The 16,164-nt window shown below is 60.7% G+C and carries 7 protein-coding genes, 1 tRNA gene and 2 pseudogenes; 7 read left to right on the top strand and 3 right to left on the bottom strand.

All coding sequences use genetic code 11. The features are described from left to right. From PMN64_RS00260 to PMN64_RS00235, 6 genes and pseudogenes are all read left to right on the top strand, one after another. Positions 1-8,124 (top strand): hypothetical protein, encoded by an 8,124-nt coding sequence (locus PMN64_RS00260; RefSeq protein WP_411779160.1) that lies wholly within the window; start codon positions 1-3, stop codon positions 8,122-8,124. Positions 8,125-8,168: 44 nt separating this feature from the next. Further along, positions 8,169-8,882, top strand: a complete 714-nt coding sequence (locus PMN64_RS00255; protein WP_411779159.1) for a L,D-transpeptidase — start codon at positions 8,169-8,171, stop codon at positions 8,880-8,882. A 509-nt stretch (positions 8,883-9,391) separates the two neighbouring features. Then, on the top strand, positions 9,392-9,769 hold the full coding sequence (locus PMN64_RS00250; protein ID WP_411779158.1) for a hypothetical protein: 378 nt from the start codon (positions 9,392-9,394) through the stop codon (positions 9,767-9,769). Positions 9,770-10,106: 337 nt separating this feature from the next. Further along, positions 10,107-11,105 carry a hypothetical protein gene (locus tag PMN64_RS00245; protein ID WP_411779157.1) on the top strand — a complete coding sequence of 333 codons (999 nt, stop codon included), beginning with the start codon at positions 10,107-10,109 and terminating at the stop codon, positions 11,103-11,105. A 512-nt stretch (positions 11,106-11,617) separates the two neighbouring features. Continuing rightward, positions 11,618-11,856, top strand: a pseudogene (locus PMN64_RS00240) (DUF763 domain-containing protein); the annotation flags it as partial. A gap of 10 nt (positions 11,857-11,866) precedes the next feature. Then, positions 11,867-12,088, top strand: a pseudogene (locus PMN64_RS00235) (enoyl-CoA hydratase-related protein); the annotation flags it as partial. Here PMN64_RS00235 and PMN64_RS00230 read toward each other — a convergent pair. Then, entirely contained in the window at positions 12,069-12,362 is a 294-nt protein-coding gene (locus PMN64_RS00230; RefSeq protein WP_411779156.1) for a phosphotransferase, read from the bottom strand. The pseudogene PMN64_RS00235 and the gene PMN64_RS00230 overlap by 20 nt on opposite strands. A gap of 1,011 nt (positions 12,363-13,373) precedes the next feature. Next, positions 13,374-13,463, bottom strand: a tRNA-Ser gene (locus PMN64_RS00225). 213 nt (positions 13,464-13,676) lie between these two features. Between PMN64_RS00225 and PMN64_RS00220 the strand changes: the two genes are divergently transcribed. After that, positions 13,677-14,540, top strand: coding sequence for an alpha/beta fold hydrolase (locus tag PMN64_RS00220; protein WP_411779155.1), 864 nt, complete (start codon positions 13,677-13,679; stop codon positions 14,538-14,540). 428 nt (positions 14,541-14,968) lie between these two features. On the opposite strand, the gene PMN64_RS00215 is transcribed toward PMN64_RS00220, so the two are convergent. Next, on the bottom strand, positions 14,969-16,126 hold the full coding sequence (locus PMN64_RS00215) for an ROK family protein (protein WP_411779153.1): 1,158 nt from the start codon (positions 16,124-16,126) through the stop codon (positions 14,969-14,971). Between the last annotated feature and the right edge of the window lie 38 nt (positions 16,127-16,164).

Below are 16,164 nucleotides of genomic sequence, written 5' to 3'. Positions count from 1 at the left end.
ATGGCAGAGACGACTGAGCTGCGCAGCATCAGCCTGATCGGTCCGAAGCTCGCCCTCGAGCAGGACGTCCCGCTCGATTCGACGCATTTCTGTTGGAACGCCCAGCTCTCTGTTTCGTATCTCGGAATAAATCGGCCGGATCTCTCGCTCGTCAACTCGACACTCGGCCTGCGTGTCGCGCTCCAAGCCCCCGAGTCGGATGCCAAAACTACAATCAAGATCAATATCAAGGCCGACCCGAAGAAGCATATCGAGGCCGTAAAGGCGACCATCGGCTTTCGGACGCCCTACCTTTTGGCCGCCAACGTTCAGGCCCGGCAATCCTCACTCGGATTCGGCGGCGCGACCCATCGCTACTTCGCGCGCGCGGCCAAGCCCGAGGACGATCCCGACACCGGGAAAAGCACTCTCGGATTCTCGACCTTGCTGGTTGCACCGCTCGATCCTTGGCCGACGCCGCAAACCTCGGTCGAGATCGAAGTGCCGCGGTTCTCTCTCGCCGCGAACAGGCTCCGTGTCCTGGTGAGCGCCAAAGGCGGCACCCAGGAACATCCGTTGGGCTTTCTGCGTCTCGCCAAGATGACTAATACGACAGTAGCGGCATTCGTTGGTTCCGTAACCGGCGTCACCGATCTCAACAGGCTTCCGCGGATCGAAATCCCCGCCGTCACGATTAAGGATGTTGATCCCGCGGAGGGTCCATTCATCGCGCTCGATCTCACGCCCGACGGCGTCGAGTTGCGAGGTACTGTGGTGAATCCGCTTCGGTCATTTGGCGATTCGACCGGACCCGATCGCATCAAGGTCGTATTGCGCCTGATCCATATCGCCGACCCTTTGCGGTCGCAAAAGACAGTCTGGACGCTGGAATTAGTCAGGGAGGAGGATGACGACAAGTTGGCGTCTCCCGACCAAGTGGGCAATCGCATCCGCCAAGCGCTCTCGATCGTACGTTCGAAATTTCATCCGAGCGCCTCGAACCCGCTGTTTCTCGATATCGACACAGTTTCCGACGATTTGGCGGTCCGCTGGCCGCTGGAGCTGAAGGATAAATCGGTCGGGCTTTTCGGGAAAGCTTCGAACGACTGGTTGCTTTGGGTCGACCGCAGTGCGCTCCGCGGTAGCCTGAACGGCTCGCCAGTTCGCGACGGCGAACTTTCGACCGAGGTCGCCATCTTACCGAACCGGATCGAACTGAGCGGTTCGAAAACCGGCGTACGATTTGCTCTCGATGCCGACCGCCGCGACGTTTCGCTACAGGATGGCGATCCGGACAAGATTACCGGACCGAAGGTGACACTGACGTCGCGCACCGTTATCAACGCTTCCATCGCCGCGCAGGGAGGGGTTACCTGGTTTCTCGACCAGCACCTCCTCGCGCGCAACCTCGTGGAGCGCTACAGTAAGGCCGGCGTACATCCCGACGGCGCGACCCGAACCTATGCGTTCCTTCCGATCGCGGATGGATGGCTGCAGCTACCGCTCACCCTGCCCGACGCCATCAGCACACTCGGCGCGGCCGGAGTGTCCGACGCCGTCGGTTTCGAAGGTTCGGTCGAATACGTCCTCGACGACGAAACCGGCGGGGCCGGCCCGATTGGACGGCGGATCACGATCTCCGCCGCTGACTATGTCCACGTTTCGGCTACCTTCAAGGACACAGAGATCGAAAACATCAGTGTCGAGCTAAGCGGCGCGGCGGGCACGGCGGATGGAGTTTTGTGGCTGGCGGCCGGCAGTCCCTCGCCGCAAGACATTCTCCCTGGCTTTGATGCGGGACCTGCCGCGTTGGCCAGCCCACCGGTCGCCTTCAGGCGCGGGACAATCGCAACGGCGGGACTACTGCCGCTTCTCTCCGGCACCTTCACGCCCGGAAAAGATTTCCAGCTCAAGATGCCCAAGGGCGGAGGCCAGGAAACCGCCTACCTGTGGCCGCGCTACGTCGACATGCCATTGGTCACTGCGATCGGCATGACACGGACTTCCGAAAGCTCCGGCGCGCCCTCCGCGACGCGCGGGCTAGTATGCCGCGAGCTCGATCTTTCCAAATACGACATCATCCTAGAATATGATGCCGCGCAGGGAATTCCGAAACTCTCTCTGTCGCAGGATACGCCCAACGAGCTGCCATTGGCCGGTAAGGGCTTGGTCGCGCAAGTGCCGCTCGTTCCGGTGACGCTGCCGGGCATCGAACTGCAACCGGCGAGCTCGAAGTTTCCGGGTTTAAAGACCCGGCTGCGCTACGACCTGCCGGTTCTCGACGAATTGTTTGCAAATACGCGGCTTCCGGAAAAAGCACCGGTGCCGTCGCGTGACACCCCGGCGCCGTTGCCACCTCCAGACGCGCCTACGTCGCTCGATTTCGATCGCCTGCTGCTGGCTTGGCAAAAGGCGGTGGACCGTCTCGGCCTTTCCCGCGTGCAAATTGCGAGCGCATTTGGATTTTCGGCCCAGGCCATGGCCAACGTTCCGATCAGGACGCTAATCGAAGGGATCACTTGGTCGCCGAGCTTCAGCCTAGATCATCTCAGCCAGATCTCGGGGACCGACTATGCTTTCGGTACCTTCTCGCTGGATGGCGAAAAATTTTCCGGCCGGACCGCACTCCAGGGATTGACCAAGACATTCGCGCCAGGCGCGCTCCAAGACATCGCAGGCGGGACAGGTGATCAGGTCAAGATCGTTGGATGGGCCGCCGCCCTGCGGGAGCAGAAATTCGGTAGCGCCTTGCTGTGGCGCGATACCCGTGCCGCATTGATGGCAGGCATGCCTACGGCAGAGGGGTTCGGCGGCGATGCACAAGGTATCGTCTTTCGTGAAGCCGGCGTGATCGATATCGAGAACACGACAACGCTGCGGTTCTCATATGCGACGATTTTCGAACCTGTCGAGATCCAGAACGGAGATGCGACCAGAAAACTTGGCCTCTGGTTTCGCGATCTTCCGCTCAAGACACGAGACAACGGCAAGGGGCTGGCACTCGACCCCGACGGTCCTGAACTCAGCATCGGTCCGCGTCAATCGGCCTATGACCGGTCGCGATTGCCTCGGGCGATTTACGAATGGCGCTTCTGCAATGACGCGGTGAATCCGACCGGAGCGCCTCCCAGCGCATATGAGATCGATATAGGTCCGTTGCGGCTGAGGCCGCTTCGATTGCTGGATCTCCACATCAACAACAAGCCAGCGAACGACTGGCAGATCGACGTCGCCAAAATTCTCTTCACCGTCTCCCTCAAACTCAAGGGGGCAAGCACGAGGGACAAGGGCCCGTTCGAGCCGGAGTTCGCCTACGCGACGGGCAATCTGGTCGCAATCTCGCTGACCGCCGCGCAGGCCAAACTCGGATTTGGCAAAGCCAAGTGGGAGGATGTTCAGGTCGCTGCGACTGAGACCACACCGGGAGTTCCGGCCGTCAGCAGCGGCGGCGGCGCCACCGTGTCGTTCCGGATGACCGACATACCCGTGAAACTCGGGAGCGCCACGGAAGCCACCGGCTCGACGACCGCCGTGCTCGGCCTGACAATCAAGTCGCAGGCCGGCAACGACGGCGTTCCCCAATTTTCCGGAGGAACGCTCGACACCGTGCTGCTGGGCCGAAGTCTCCACCTCGAACAAGGTGCAGTGAGATCCGCTGGCGAAAAGACCATCGTAACCTTCACGGCGCCGCCTGCCGCAGCGCTCAAAGATTTCAGCGGCGTACTGCTGAACACGATCTCGGTGGAAATAACCGACGCCAAGACGTGGACGCTGCTTCTGGACGGGGTTTTGAAGGTCGCGGCTACCGATCCTTACCTGCTGGAATCAAAGCAGCGGAGCGGCACGGAAGTGATTTCGTACACGCTCGGTGGCTCATTGGGGTGGCTCAATCAGCAGATTCCAGCCTCCGAATTCAAGGTCGCGGTCGACCATCAGCGCGGCGTGGTCCGTCTTCGTTCCGACTGGTCAACTGGATCGAAGTCTGAGCCCATCGTAGGGCTGTCGGCGGAGAATCCGGTCGTCCGGGCCATTCTCGTCGTTGCGCTCGGAGAGCAAGCGACGGAGGGGCAATACGCCTACCGGTCCGTTTCAGGCTTCGGAGAGTTCAACTTGACCTCAAAGCCGGGGCCGACGACCCGGTTAGATCATATGGTCGTCGGCAGCGGACTGCCGCTTTGGTCCTCGGAGATCAGCGTCGATCTGGCATTGAAAGAGCGTCGCAGTCGGATTCGGTGGCCGATCGGGAGCTTGCCCGATAACGTCAAGACGCTGGGTGCGAAGACCGTCCCTTTGGCGAATCTCGGTGCCCGAGTCACCGGCGAAGCCTTGCGCGGTCAACTGACCGCGCTAGATGCCACCAATTCCATCGCGCATAGCTTCACGATGACGGTGACCGGGCAAGTCATCGAAACCAGCGCGCTTGGCGTGACGGACATGCCCCGGCGTGTCGCATTCGCCAAACCGTGGTCGTTTCACGCTCTGACCGACCACACGCTTGAAGGCAAGAAGGGAGCAAAGGACGGCAAACTGACATGGACCTCGCTCGATCACGTGAGCGCCGTCGATGCACGGGCACTGGTCGCAGCGGCGAAGTCGGCCACCAAGCTGCCGCAACCCGTCAAGGACGGGATCTTCGCGTTCGCGGCGCGGTACAAGGTCCTCGATGCCGCTGAAGACGACTCGATCGTCGTCAAGGCGGGGCTCGTCCTGCGTGCCTTCGCGCAAGCCGGCTTCCCGGTCGAGGCGCTGGCAAAGGAAATCGCCAAGGTTACCGACATCGCCGAAGGCATCGTGATCAGCGGCGCCGGACCGTCGATGATCAAGACGACAGATGAATTGGAGGGGCCGTTTTGGCCCGACACCACCGGACCGCGCTACCTCACCAAGGATCCGCAAGGCATTTTCCTCGCGCTCCCCTGGCTTGTTGCCCTAGACGATTCCTACGCACTTCCGGACGTGCTGAAGGCATTCGACCAAGCGCCTTCGAGCGGCACGGCCAAATGGGATGCCCCCGACGTCGACTGGGCGGCCGGATCGCCGACCACTCTGGGCCGCAAGGCGGTGCCGGCTCAAGCGACCGGCAACAGCAGCGCCGAGATCGCCGCGTTACTGAAACGCGTCGCGCACACCGAGACGGACGCACATCGCGCGTTGGCGACCGTTGAGCAGGCATTCCTGCGCCGATCCAGTGGTGCGGCCGTGCTAAAAGAGCGGCCGATCTGGTTACGCAGTCTGCTGGCGCTACGCACGCTTTGGAACATCACTTTGAACGACGAAGAATCGCTTGGCGATCGGGTCGTGATGGTGGTGCCGTCCGGAAAAGCCGACGGCAGGGTCGCTCGCGTAAAGCTCCTTCCACGTCGAGCCGGAGCCGAGGAAAAACCCTCTTTCCTGCTTGCTCGCCACGGCCTGCTGGTGGCGATCGACCACCACATCACCAAATGCGAGCCGATACCGTCCGGCGAGTTGATCACGGCCGGATCGTCGGCAGGCACGCAGGTCGCGCTAGGCCGGATGCGGCAGGTAGCTCGCGCCGACCGGCTCGTGGAGGCGCCCGTCGCCATCATCGTGATTGCCGAGAGTCAGCCGCCGGAGAGCGGTTCGAGGGAGTTGTGGATCGATATCGATGTTCCCCGCGATCTCGACGATTCCGCGCTGGATTTTCCGATCAAGACCGACCCTTCGGATCGCCTCTATGCGTCCCCAGCGCTCGGCTGGCCCACGGGAAAAGGAACCCGCGCTGCCGCATCGGGTGCGCTGGGCATGGGCGGGGATTGGCCGTTCCAGGATATCGGTCCTGGCCCCGACGAACAACCGCAGGACCCCAACGACGTCAAGCAGTATGGGTCCGGTCTGTCGGGACGCGCCGCCAGTATTTCTCTGCCGGCACGCGCCGACCAACAAGCCGGCCTCACGGCGGAAATCGATACGGTCTCGCCGCCATTTTATACCCTCGGGCGCAAGATGATCTTTGACCGGCCCGCTTCCGCAGACTTGCCGTTGGTGTCCCCGCCGGCACGCTATTTGACGTCCTCCGATGCTCGGGCCGTCGTGCCGGTGGCGCTAGAACTGCAGACCGTGCTCTCGCGCGTCGTCAAGGGAAAAGCAGCTCCGATAGTTCCTCCGCATCTGGAGAGGATCACATTCGGATTGCGACCCGGCGCCATCCAGGCGGAATTCGACATGCTGATGTTTACCGATGGCGTGAGGACCGAGAACGTCAAACCGGAAAACCAGCAACAGGAAGACATGAGCGCGGAAGTAGCGCGATACGGGCGTCCTGGGCACGGAGGACCACGATTGATGCGCCAGTTGCGGCCGCCGCGAGGACCAGCGCTGCCGCGCGTGCCGTCGATTTTCGTCAAGAACTACGGCCGGCGCACCTTCCTCGAAATCGATGACCTCGAAGCCGGCGGAAAATTTGCTGCCCCCTTCCGGCTTTTCGAAGGCGTGGCCAGCGTGTTGCGTAGGAACGAGAAGAGTTACCGGATTCGCGTCTTGGACATGCCCTTGACGCCCGAATGGACTCATCCGGCGCTGGGCGATTGGAAGCAAGGCAACGTAACGCTTGACCTTAGTTCGCCGAGTTATCCCAAGGGCAAGGAGGGCGACCTTGCCCAGGCTCTCGCATCGTTGGGGCTGTTGCGCGACGGACCCAAGGGGCTCGATGCCGCTCTGTCGATCAATAGGTTTGTCGTACCCTTCAACAGGGCAGTCTGGTCCAAGGGACCGAACGGTGGCGACATCAGGCTGACGTTGCATGCCGACGACATATCCGGTACGCGGCCGTTTCTAGACGAGGTCGACGGCGATTCCGAAGTGGTTCTTCAGCTTCGATGCGCGCAGGACGACGATTCAGCAGCACCTCCATCGGCGAACAAAGTCTTCGAGCTGGCAACGCAACCGCCCGAGAATCCAACGGCGAGAGATCTGGAGCCCGAGACCCGGCGTCAGATCGCGCTCCGGCTCCCGGTTCGTCCGACCGCGCGGCCCAGTCTGAACATCGACATGTCGACGCTGGTGTTCGCCGACCCGTCCTATGACCGCGAACTCTCCGGGCCCGGCCCATCCGATCCGCAGCGCGACAACGCCGGCGTGTTCTGGAAGCTCGCGCTTGATCGGTTCGAATACGGCGCGGACACGCCATTGTACTTCGCGTTCGGCTCGATCGATGCCGACACCGGAGCGTTTTCAAGAGCTCTAAAGCCTGACGGTGCGTTGCAGCTTCAGCGCAAGCCGTTCAAAAGCGATGGCCCCGAGGCGCCGGTCGAGCCGCTTTTGATCGCTGGCGTCACGCCGCAGGCCAATTCGGACCCGCCGACCTATTCAATAAAGGCGATCGAGGCCTACGGCATCTCCTTTGACCAGTTGCGCCGCGGAAGCCAGCCGGTCGCGTTCGCCGATGGCGACGAGATCATCGTGGCGGTTTCGCTTACCCGAGACGAGCCGGACCCGAACAACCCGGCCAACGTCAAGAAAGTAACGCGCACGCTGTCGTGCAGGGCCAAGGTCGTCTCACGCCCGATCATCGCGCCGCCGCCGGCCGTCTATAGCCTTGTCGTTCCGGGCAAAGCGAACACTGCACGGGTCGTATTGCATGCCACCGCGCCATTGCCGCAACGCGTTGAATTTCGGAACCTGATCTCCGATCTCGCCGTCGGTCACATCCGCCGCCAGGCGCTGTTCGTCTGGCCGACGAGCAACTTGCCGGCACTAGCGCCGGATTCTGCGACACTGGTGAAAATCGATCGCTCCGGAGGGGGCCAGTTGCCGGAGCGAGCGTCCGACCTCCTCCGCAGAGAACGGTTGCCGAAGGTCTTCAAGTTGCGTCTCGAGTGCACAGAGCCATCGGAGAGCAAAGGCAAAGAGGTCGACCTGTTGATTGCCTTGGACAACGGTCCATCGCTCGAAACGACATCAACGTGGAATTGCGAAGAATCACAAGTCGTCTTTTTCAATACACGGGACGGCGCTTACAGCGCCGGCGGAAATCCCAATCTTGTAACATCAGACGGTGTCACAGGCGTTGGGTTGGTTTCCGGATTCGATGCCGAAACCGCGCGCGTCGGGTCCAAGGGCATAGGCCAAAGCCTGGAATCACCCGTCAAATTTGCGTGGACTGTGATTGCCATCAACGATGTCTAACGCCCAATCTTTTTGAAGTGCCATAAAATTGATAAGGAGAGACGATGAGTGCAAAAAAGAGGTCCACCGCGGGGTTGGCCCCATTTTCTGAGGATACGTTTCGACGCAGCGCCCTCGAGAAGGTCTCCAGGCTTACATTCGTCGGTGACGTAACCACGGACGGAGATCATCTTTTGATCGAGCCGTACCCATGCGACAGGCCAACCATTTTCAAAATAGCCGCGCGCTCGGTTGAGGTTTCGAAGAATCCGCTGGAATGCAGGCTTCCGGATGGAAGCGTAAGAACCCTATTCCGTGTTTTTGTAGACCGCTTCGCTCCTTGCTCGAGAATAACCGAAGGATTGGCAGAAGACTTTTTCGGAGCGAACCGTCCGGATGGCGACTTCGGCTTCACGCTGGCAACACTGCAAGCTCAAATCAAATTTGGGAGCAACGCTGAGGGTACTCTCACATACGGCTCGAACTCGGTGAAATGTCTCGGCCAATCTACCCGGCAATACCCCACCGATCTGACGGTGGAAGGCGTAGAAGGAGTCGACAAATACAAGCTTTGGCATAGCACGGAATTCGACGTCGACATGCCTTGGGCCGTCAAGATTTGGGGTCAAAAAGGAATTTTCATACACGAGGGTCCAAACAACCTGAAGGACAACGGTGGAGAGTCGGCAGGATGTATTCATCTCGCGCCGCCAGACGCTGAGAATTTTTACAACTGGGTGACTGGAAGAACTCGGATTCAGATATCGTATCCTTGGTAATCTGATCGGTCTGACGAGTCGCGGGCCAACGGTTTTTCACCATGCCCCACGTTGGCTGCGCGGCGTACCGATGCATCCACGTCTTCTCGAGATCGAGATTATGCGGACTGATGAAGCCAACCAATAAATGTGATGAAATTGACGCAACAATGCCTATCATGCTGCCACTACCGTTACGGGATCAACTGGAAATTGTCTGGGGTAACAATTTTCTTGGCGGACCGCCGGCCGCATGTCCTAACCTCGTAACGCCTTTGCGCCGATTAGACTGCGCAGACGAAAAGGATCGGCTTCGTCTCAGTCGCTCGCTGGACGCCCGCAACGCGGACCCGCTCGGCATGCTTCCGCCGATCTCGTGTCAGTCGGCTTAGCCGTTGTCTATCAACCGGCAGTAGTGATAAGTTCGAGCAGTTGCGAGCGCAAATCAACTGCTGCTCTGGGCATGCGCCAACCAAATTCACGACGGAGTTGCTTGATCCATTAGACGCCTTGAACAAGGAGCCATCAGAATGGGAACGATATTGGGGTACGTGACCGTTTTTGAATCCTCCGATGGTGGTACTGGAGATCCGCACCAGACCCTTTGGCAATTCTTCGTCGACCCCGGTAATGCACCGCGTCAAAATGTGACGACGAGAAATGCTAGATTGGCCGAGACCATGCGTTTTGCCGTAGATACAAACAGCAGAGTCCAAGTTAGCTACGAAGATGGCACACTGAAAATGGAGCAGGCTCGAATCGAATTCAATTATCTCTGCGAGGAGCTGAGGATCCAACCGTGTGTGCCACCCGGCAGCCCTGCTGAGCCGAAAACGATCTGTGTGACGCGACGATATTCAGCTTGTCGCAATGAAGAAATTCCTGTGCCTTCCAAGTTCCCAGCCTAGGGCGAGAGAAAGGGCCCCGCTTGCCCGACTGACCCTCGCGGCGACACAGACAGGAGAGCGGCCACCAAGACGCGCGGGATATTTGATGCGCGCTCGCCGGTCAGCTCGAACGAAACGTCGGCAGCCGGCCGGCTCGCCTACGCGGGCCTCGACGAGGCGTTTGCCTTCATTAAGGGTTTCGGCGGTGTGGTCATGAACGAGCTGATCCTTCCGGACGAACTGACGCCGCAGGACAGGATTCGGGCGAGCGCTCGACGAGCCGGCGGTGGTCGTGCACAGGGGCGCCGCCTGTGGTACAAAGCGTGCTGTGCAACCGAACCCCACGCGTAGAAGAGAGATGCAGCGGCGCGCGATCATAGGAGTCTTTGGCGGAGACCAGCAGAGTGTTGCCGGCAAGGAATTTGGCGCCCTCGTCGCGCGAGCCGGCTACATCCTCCTTACTGGGGGAAACGGCAAGGATGACAAGGAAATTAAGAACGCCACAATGATCGGCGCCACGGAAGCTGCAGGTAGCAGCCCAAGTGTGGTTGCTCGGCTTATTGGCATTCTGCCCAATCAAGAAGAGTGTCTCCTGCCCCCCGCTCCCCGCACGAGTCGCCTCTTGCTCAGGACTCAAATGACCAGTGAGGAGCGCAACGTGATTAACGGTATGACGCCGGACGTTGTGGTCATCTTTGGCGGGGGTCTAGGCACCGTTGCCGAAGCTGCGTTTGCAAAAGCCGCGGGCAAAGAGTTGATTTTTTATAATGGTCTTGATCAGAGGAAAAAGAGGGGCGTTGATCGCTTGAGGGGACACCTACCGGAGTTCGATCGCGAAGAGAATATCCAAAAGTATCTTCGAACACCTTTGTCCAAATATCCGAACAATGTGCTTCCGATAGATCAGTCAACCGAGGGTTTAAAGCAATTGCTGGAGAAGACGCTCGACGCAGCGAATGGTCCGACAGATATTCCGACGCTAGTTACGGAGGTAAACAAGCTGGTTACGAAGAATATCCGAAAGTATCTTCGTACACCTTTATCCAGATATTCGAACAAGGTGCTTCCGATAGATCAGTCAACGGAGGGCCTAAAGCAATTGCTGAGGGAGACGCTCGACGCAGCGGCGACTGAGACAGAGATTCCGAAGCTAGTTACGGAGGTAAAGAAGCTGGTTACGAAGGTTGCGAATGTGCCAGATGGACAGGCAGATAACGTCATGCTTGTCACCTCGACAGGCTTTCCTGGCCTGCCTGAGCTATGCGCCTCAAAAGCCAGGTTTGAGGAGATTGTGGTTCGGATCTCTTCATCTAGTCACCCTGAACTGTTTTGCACCACCTTGGCGCCCGACAGGTAGACAGATCGAAGTGTATTTTCTTCGACGCATCAGCAGGCATCGGCGGTCGCTGCCCGCGCCCCAAGCCCTCAACGCCGCCTTCATGGATGGTGCAGTGAGATATTAGAATCGACGCAGAGTTTGCTCTCTACTTTAGCTGACAAGGTCCGCGTTGCTAATTCGCCGCAAGCGATGCCAACCATCTGTGCGTTGCCGGTAGACAACCGGCGCAGGTGACACCTTGGTCGATGTCTCGGCCGCGGGCCGGCCCGCTGAGCTCGAGATAGATAGAACTTTTAGGCGCGCTGCCACCCCCTATATGAGCATAACTCAGTTTCGAGATAGCCAATCTGCCGAAATATGATCCATTGAAATGCAAAAAGTAGCATTAATATGTGAGTGTCACTCATATTTTGAACAGATAGATTATAATGTCTTCCCCCTCTCCCTCGCTTCCCACGCGAAAGGCCAAAGGGCTACAGGGCCCCCCAACGAGCGGCGAATGCCGTAAAGGAAAGGCGGGGGCTCCGAATCGCACGGGAACTGCTGATCTTCCGCTTCACGGCGGCCGGTGCCGACGTGGCTTGCAGAGCGCATGTCCGCACTCGGCTGCGTTGTCGCGGAGGCGATTGTCCATCATTACGGCCGAGACGCCTTCCTTGAGCGCCTCGCTCATCCGTTCTGGTTTCAGTCGTTCGGCCCCGTAATGGGCATGGATTGGCACTCGTCCGGGATCACGACAAGCGTCATCGGCGCGCTAAAGAAAGGGCTCTCGTCTCGCCACCGGCGATCTGGTTTTGGCGATGCGTGCCTGTCCGCAGCCGATCATCGCTGCGGTCGACGGCGTCTGCGTCGGTGCCGGAGCGATCCTGAGTATGGCGTCCGATCTGAGATTGGGAACGGCGCGCTCCAAGACGGCGTTTCTGTTTGCGAAGGTGGGGTTGTCAGGTGCTGACATGGGAGCGTGTGCCATCCTTCCGCGGATCATCGGCTCCGGCCCCGCTGTTCGCTTCCACCATGCAATGACGCAAGCTGCGTCCCGCGCCAGTCGAGGCGGTGCAACTCGCCGAGGATCGCGATGAATTGCCCCGCGATGTCGCGCCGGTGCTCCTCGCTCAGTTTGCTTCCGGCCCAGGGTACCGGCACGTCGCCTTCGACATGCTCGCAGACGAAGAAAGGACAGCCGAGTTCCGCTCCTTCCTGATCGAACGACACCAGCCCTGGAACGGGGACGTGCTTCCCGCTCAGCGACTGCAGCGCACGGACCTGCGGCAGCACCGAATAGGGCGCGAACAGCCCGTTCGGTGGCCCGCCCCTCAGGATTCAGCTTGCGGATCGTCCCGGCTGTCGCCTTCGCAACGAAGCTGTAGGTGATCCAGGAAAAGCCGGACGACTTGCGTTCAAAGCCATCGATCTCGATCACTCCCCAACTCTCGGCGGAGATGCCGTTCGAGCGCGGACCGCACTGTCGTCTCGTCAGGGACAACGGGGCCGCGGGCGGGCTCCTGCGCTTGCGAGGAACGTTCCTTTGGTGCCACAGCGACCTGCAGGCGCTCAAAGCTGCTGATACAAATGCCGTCAAGCGGCCTGCGGGATCGAGCGGGCGCTTCGCCGAGCACTCAGATCTGCCGTCCGACCTAGGAAACGGCAAGGACGGGGCTCGGCGGGAATTCGTCGCGCGAAGCCGGCAAAGCGCCCCTCTCCCAAGATCAGCGAACGGAACGCGCGAAAGGCCGCCGCCGATTTCGAGAGGAGCAGAAGCGCCGTGAGCCCGAGCGCCGGCGCGACGCGACTGCGAGGCAAAGAAAGCTCGAACGGCGCGAGACGGCGGCTGCGAAAGCAGAAGCCGCTCTTCAGAAGGCCGAACGAGGGCACGACGAGAGGGTAGCTGGACTGCAAGCGGAGCGCGACGCAATCGACGAACACTTGCAGGCCGAAGCTACGCGATGGGAGCGGGAGAGAGAAAAGCTGGAAGCTGCTTTGCGCCGTGCCCGGAAGTAGCGGGGTCAATCACCGAAGACGTGTGCATCGGCTCGCCTTGGGTAAGCGATCTTACATTGGCCAAAATGGTCGGCCGCTCGCGATCACTGCCGCCAATCAACCTAGGCCTTTGTGCGGACTCGGCCCCGAGGTCGCCGATTAACGCAAGTGCATCCACGGATATTGAAACTCTCAGCCTGCCGTGGCAGGTTAGGGTCATCCTTGGGGCTACACTCAGGGGCTACACCAGAGACCTCTGGCGTGCAGTAAGGCCTGATTTTACGGGGCTTTCTCGAAGCCGTTTTATACTGGCGGAGAGGGAGGGATTCGAACCCCCGATAGGCTTGCACCTATGCCGCATTTCGAGTGCGGTGCATTCAACCACTCTGCCACCTCTCCGATGGCCCGGGTGATTTGCGCCACCCGCGGTCGGGGCGTGTTCTAGGCGAGGATGGCGGGACAGACAAGGCGCTGCAATAATATTTCCGTCACTCCCGCCTCGCCCCATCAAAGCACGGGGGCAGCCGGAGAAAGCGCGCGGAAACAAAGCGCTAGCAGAACGGTTCTGGTTCGATCGGCGCGCGAGCGAACCAGCCGGAGCAGGAGCGGGCCATGGAGCATGTGACGATTCGAGCCAATGGTGCGGCGTTCCACGTCGCGCGGACCGGCACTGGGAGGCCGCTGCTGCTGTTGCACGGCTGGCCGGAATTCTGGCTGACCTGGAAGCCGGTGATGGCGCGCCTCACAGGCCGCTACGCCCTGATCGCTCCCGACCTGCGCGGCTTCGGCGACAGCGACAAGCCGCACGGCGCCTATGGCCCCGACCAGCATACCGACGACATGCTGGCGCTGCTGGACGCGCTCGGCGTCGACAAGGCCGGCGTGATCGGCCACGACGTCGGCGGCGCCGTGATGCAGCCCCTCGCCCGCAAGGCGCCCGACCGCATCGCCGGATTGTTTTTCTTCGATTTCGTCTATCCCGGCATCGGGCCGCGGATGGCCGTGCCCGACCGGCTGAACCACATCTGGTACCAGTCGTTCCACCAGATGGAGATGGCGCCTGCACTGGTCGGTGCGAGCCGCGAGAGCTGCCGCACCTATATCGGTCACTTCCTGCACAACTGGTCGCACCGCAAGGCCGCGTTCGACGACGTGATCGAGGATTTCGCCGACAATTTCTTCAAGCCCGGCAATCTCGCCGGCGGCTTTGCGCATTATCGCGCGTCACACGCCGCGCGCGTGAAGATGATGCAGGGCGAAGCCCCGGCGCTGCCACCGATCGCGGTGCCGACCTGCATCCGCTGGGCCGAGCACGACCCGCTGTTTCCCTATGCCTGGACCGACCGGCTGGGCGAGACCTTCTCCAATCTGGACCTCGAGATGTTTCCCGATGTCGGGCATTTCCCGCATCGCGAGGACCCCGACCGCGCGGCCGCCGAGATCGCCGGCTTCTTCGAGCGGATCAATTGGAAGTAGAAGTGGTGGGACCGCCAGGACGCGACAAAAACTGGCGGTCCCGTGCCGCTTCTTAATATTGCTGGCCGGGAAGTGCGGCTTCGCCGGTCGGCGGGAGCGACACGGGCCACGGTAGCGAGCGACGTCGAAACGGCAACGCGAACCCGATCTTAACCTAACCGATCAACCTTACCGCGCGATCCGGGGCCGCTGGATCTGCGGATGGAGGTGCCCCGGATTTCGCTTCGCTGCATCCAGGCTACGCATGCTTACCTCCCCTTGGAAAGGGGAGGTCGCTTTGCTCGCCAGAGCAAAGCGGGTGGGGATCTGCTCGCTCCGTAAACAGCATCGCCTGCGGCTGACCCCCATCCCAACCTTCCCCCTTTCAGGGGGAAGGAGAAGGCCGACAGCCCGGATGGAGCGCGCGCGATCGCTGAAGCCCGCACGGCTCAGGCATCGGCCTTCTTGGCTTTTTTGGCCTTTTTCTCGCTCTTTTCGCTCTCGTCATCCTTGTCTTTCTTCTCGGCCTTCTTCTCGTCCTTGCCGTTGTCTTTCTTGCGATTGGTGTAGCGGGCATTGCCAAGCCCGGTTCCGATCGTCAGCACGCCCCAGCGCGCGACGTCCTGCATGAACGGGACCTCGGCCAGCCCCTGCACCACGCCGTCATTATGCATCACGATCGCGGTGTCATGATCCCCGATCTGCGGGATCGCCTCGACCAGGCTCGCCGGCAAGTTGAATTTGCTGCTCTCCCAATTGCCGGGCAGGTTCTGCGCACCTTTTTCGATCGATCCGTCCTCATTGATGACGCCGGGACAGGCGATGCCGATGAACGGCGCGAGCTTGAGATTCTCCTTCTCGGCGGCGGCGATCAACTCCTTCAGCATCTTCACCAGCCGCTTCACCGCGCCTTCGCGCGTCGGCTCGTCGTCGGCGTGGCGCCACAGCTCAGATTTCCAGACTGCGGCCTTGGAGAGATCGGGCGCCTTCTTCCAGCGCGTCTCGACAACGCCGCAACGGATATTGGTGCCGCCGATGTCGACGGCGAGGACGCCGTCATGGGCCTCGAAAATCCATGATGGCGCGAGGTGCAGCGTGCCGATCAGCCCGGCATCATCGGGGTGAAAGCGGATCGGCAGCAAATCCACCTTGAAATCCTCCGACTTCAGGATGATCTCGGTGCGCGCGATGGCGAGCTCACCGAGCCTGGAGTCGCGGAAGCCGCCGCCGACCACGATGCGCTCGGTCTTGGCCCAGGCCTTGGTGTTGAGGAAGCGCCGCGTCACATAGGCGAGCTCCTGGGCAAACTCCTCGATCGCGCTGTGCACGACCGCGGAGGCCTCGGTGTCGTCGCCGACCAGCAACTCATCGAGCTTCTTCTTGCTGATCTTGTCCGACGGCTCGTCGCCGAACGGATCCTCGTCCGACTTGCGCAGCGGCTTGCGCCAGCGGTCGAGGATCTTGCGGAAGGCGCCCTTGGAGGCGCGATCGCCGAGAAAGCCCTCGTCGTCCTTCAGCTCGATGTTGAAGCTGTCGATGTCGACAGACGGCAGCCGCGCGGCACCGTGGTGCGCGATGCCCGTGGTCAATCCTGCGTCTTCGGCCATTCGCCCGTGCCTGCCCGCTTGAGGTTCCCAACGCTAAT

It is taken from the genome of Bradyrhizobium sp. UFLA01-814 (assembly GCF_046718885.1).
GTDB classification, from domain to species: domain Bacteria; phylum Pseudomonadota; class Alphaproteobacteria; order Rhizobiales; family Xanthobacteraceae; genus Bradyrhizobium; species Bradyrhizobium elkanii.
Note: the sequence above shows the minus strand (reverse complement) of the source record. Positions and strands in the feature narration are given on the sequence as shown.

Bases quoted from the DNA above. Each gene is read 5' to 3' on its own strand.
- PMN64_RS00260 (WP_411779160.1), top strand. From the start codon at position 1: ATGGCAGAGACGACTGAGCTGCGCAGCATCAGCCTGATCGGTCCGAAG.
- PMN64_RS00255 (WP_411779159.1), top strand. From the start codon at position 8,169: ATGAGTGCAAAAAAGAGGTCCACCGCGGGGTTGGCCCCATTTTCTGAG.
- PMN64_RS00250 (WP_411779158.1), top strand. From the start codon at position 9,392: ATGGGAACGATATTGGGGTACGTGACCGTTTTTGAATCCTCCGATGGT.
- PMN64_RS00245 (WP_411779157.1), top strand. From the start codon at position 10,107: ATGCAGCGGCGCGCGATCATAGGAGTCTTTGGCGGAGACCAGCAGAGT.
- PMN64_RS00220 (WP_411779155.1), top strand. From the start codon at position 13,677: ATGGAGCATGTGACGATTCGAGCCAATGGTGCGGCGTTCCACGTCGCG.
- PMN64_RS00215 (WP_411779153.1), bottom strand. From the start codon at position 16,126: ATGGCCGAAGACGCAGGATTGACCACGGGCATCGCGCACCACGGTGCC.